This is a genomic window from Enteractinococcus helveticum (assembly GCF_020742345.1).
Lineage (GTDB): Bacteria > Actinomycetota > Actinomycetes > Actinomycetales > Micrococcaceae > Yaniella > Yaniella helvetica_A.
The window spans coordinates 1-2,757 of record NZ_DYXC01000136.1; the positions used below are offsets into that span (position 1 = coordinate 1).

Here is a 2,757-nt window from a genome sequence, read left to right on the forward strand (position 1 = left end):
GTACGTCCCGGGGATCCGGGGCTATTCATGCGTGATCCGAGGACCACAACCGCTTCTCATCGTACAGGGTAAAAACCATCTCGTGAAGACATCAGCGGCTTGAATGCTAAGAACACCTTATCGGTTGTTTCTACGATTACCTAATCGAAGGATCTCAGGTGCGCCCATGGGGGAGTTTCATCGTCAGAGTACGGCTACCAAATCTGCAACAAATTCCTTGCGCTGGGCAGGTGTTAACTGATGAATAGTGACTCGAATGTGGTTTACGGCGTCGTCGGTGCTGTCGAGAGAGAATTCTGCACCATCTCGGACCAGCCAGCCGCGTGCAGCCAGGGCGTCAACAACAGGTGCAGCCCGGTGGCGAAGGTTGATCCACACGTTGACACCGTCAGCAGAGGTTGCAGATATTTTCGACGCTGCCAACGCGTCAATGAGCTGGGCGTTGGCGTGAGCATATTCCTGTGCGGCCTCCGCTAACTGCGCGGGGGTATCGGGGTGAGTTATCAGCAGGTAGGTGAGGCGTTGTAAGAGGTGGGAAACCCACATTGCCCCAGAACGAATGTGCGAGCCAAGGCGGGAGGCGGTGAGTTTGTCCGATCCGACAAGGCCCACGCGGAGATCTGGTCCAAGGGACTTCGATACTGACCGCACAAGCGCCCACCGGGGGTGGTTTGCGGGGATGATCGAGCGATAGGAGTGGTTTGAGACCTGCCAGAAGTGATCATCTTCGATAATCAATACGTGTGGATGATCGGCCAGTAGTGCTGAGAGGTCTTGAGCACGGGCTGCAGAGATCACCGCTCCGGTGGGGTTGTGGGCTCGCGGTGTCACCACCAGTGCACGGATTCCCTCATTCAACGCGTTTTGGAGTCCTTCAACGGTGAGTCCTTGTGCATCCACGGGCATTGGTATTGGACGGTAACCGGCGGCCTGGGCCGTTTGAATTGTGGTCAGGAAGCAGGGCTGTTCAAAACCCACAGCATCGCCAATGGTCAATGAGTCCGCCAGGAGTCGTTGGACTGCGTCAGCTGAGCCGGCAGTGATGGTGAGCTCTGCTTCGCCAACGTCTTGGGCGAACATGCCGTGCGCCCACTTCGCCAAATCTGGATCGATGACCGGTTGACCATACAGCACCGGTTCGTCGGCTGCCAATTGCGCTAACGCTTTGCCGGCTGCAGGGAGCAGCGCCGGGTCGGGGTTTCCCGAAGCGATATCGATCAATCCGGTCACATTGGAAAAGCCCTCTTGGGGCAGTGGCTGGAGGTCAACGATTTTTGTTCCGGCACGTCCGCGTGTCACGGCCACCCCGGCTTGGACGAGTAAGCCATATGCTGCGACGACAGTATTTCGGTTGACCTCCAGGTGCTCCGCTAGGGCGCGTACCGGTGGGAGACTGGCCCCGGGAGCCAGCTGACCGGCATCCACCAGGTCTCGAACCGCTTCAGCGATCTCGGCGGCTGTTTTCGCGGTGATGGATGCGATCTGATCCGATATCGCAGATGACTGGGGCACCAAAACTCCTGAACACCCCTTCAAGAAGCAGGGGTAACGGCTTGCAGAATCTCTTCTATGTTACATTTTGGTCATGTCCACGCTTGAGAATACGCCACGCGTAGCTGTTACTGCCGAAGAGTTCCGCCAAGCTCTGGTAGATATTCACGACAAGATTTATGCCGCTGCACAACGTGCCGGTCGAGACCCCAGTCAGATACGGCTCCTGCCGGTCTCCAAAACCGTTCCCGAAGAACGGATCCGAGCCGCCCACGCTGCGGGCATGCACCAATTTGGTGAAAATAAGGTGCAAGAAGCCCAGCACAAAGCCACCGATATGGCAGATTTGGACATTCACTGGGCAATTATTGGTCCGCTGCAGTCAAATAAGACCCGTGATGTCGCGGAATTCGCGCACGAGTTTCAGGCGTTAGATCGCATTCGGATTGCTCGGCGTCTCGATGCCCAGCTCAAAGAGAACGACCGTACGTTAGATGTTTATGTACAGGTCAATGTTTCAGGTGAACAGACCAAATCAGGTCTTGAACCCGGCGAAGTCGAAAATTTCTTGGAACAGCTACTCGAATTCAACGCCCTCAACGTCAAAGGGCTGATGACAATGGCCGTGCATACTGACGATGAGACAATCATTCGTCGTAACTTCTCAGTTCTGCGCCGCCTACGGGACGACCTGCTGGAGCGTCGCCCCGAGCTCATCGGCGAGGGCGGCTTATCGATGGGGATGACCAATGACTATGAGATTGCCATCGAAGAAGGCGCGACAGTTGTACGGGTCGGAACGGCTATCTTCGGGGAACGCGATTATTCAAAATAGGAGACTTATCCACAAGCCTTTCCACACGTGTGCACAAGTTACACACATGTAATTTGACGTTCTCCACGAGAGGCGCATCACACTTTGTGCTTGTGAGGAATGAATCATCCTCGACGAAAGCCGCGAGATTCCAACGACGGTGCAGAAGTTGCCGCCAAAAGTTCACTTGACTTTAGTGTCGCAGTTCCCGTGCCACTGTCAACGTGTGGCAAGCAAGCGATGGTGTTCACAACCACTCAAGAGGCTTGCCTGTAGCAGTTTGAGTCTCAGTGGTTGTTTGTTTTTGCTGCGGCAGTCTGCCCGGCAGCATGTGAGCTGAATTCAGTTTAATCACGATCGGTCAACAATCGTGTTACAGGATTTTTACATCTCGTGAGTAATTTTTTCCGCTAGCTGGCTCGATTTCGCTGCGAAAATTGTTCCGATTTTCA

At 54.8% G+C, this 2,757-nt stretch carries 2 protein-coding genes; one reads left to right on the forward strand and one right to left on the reverse strand.

Features of this window, described 5'->3' with window-relative positions:
* Positions 1–183: 183 nt before the first annotated feature.
* Entirely contained in the window at positions 184–1,512 is a 1,329-nt protein-coding gene (locus K8V32_RS11755) for an aminotransferase class I/II-fold pyridoxal phosphate-dependent enzyme (RefSeq protein WP_303907623.1), read from the reverse strand.
* A gap of 73 nt (positions 1,513–1,585) precedes the next feature.
* On the opposite strand from K8V32_RS11755, the gene K8V32_RS11760 reads away from it, so the two are divergent.
* Positions 1,586–2,326, forward strand: coding sequence for a YggS family pyridoxal phosphate-dependent enzyme (locus K8V32_RS11760; RefSeq protein ID WP_303907625.1), 741 nt, complete (start codon positions 1,586–1,588; stop codon positions 2,324–2,326).
* The last annotated feature ends 431 nt before the right edge of the window (positions 2,327–2,757 follow it).

Excerpts from the sequence above, each read along its gene's own strand:
- K8V32_RS11760 (WP_303907625.1), top strand. The coding sequence starts at position 1,586 with ATGTCCACGCTTGAGAATACGCCACGCGTAGCTGTTACTGCCGAAGAG.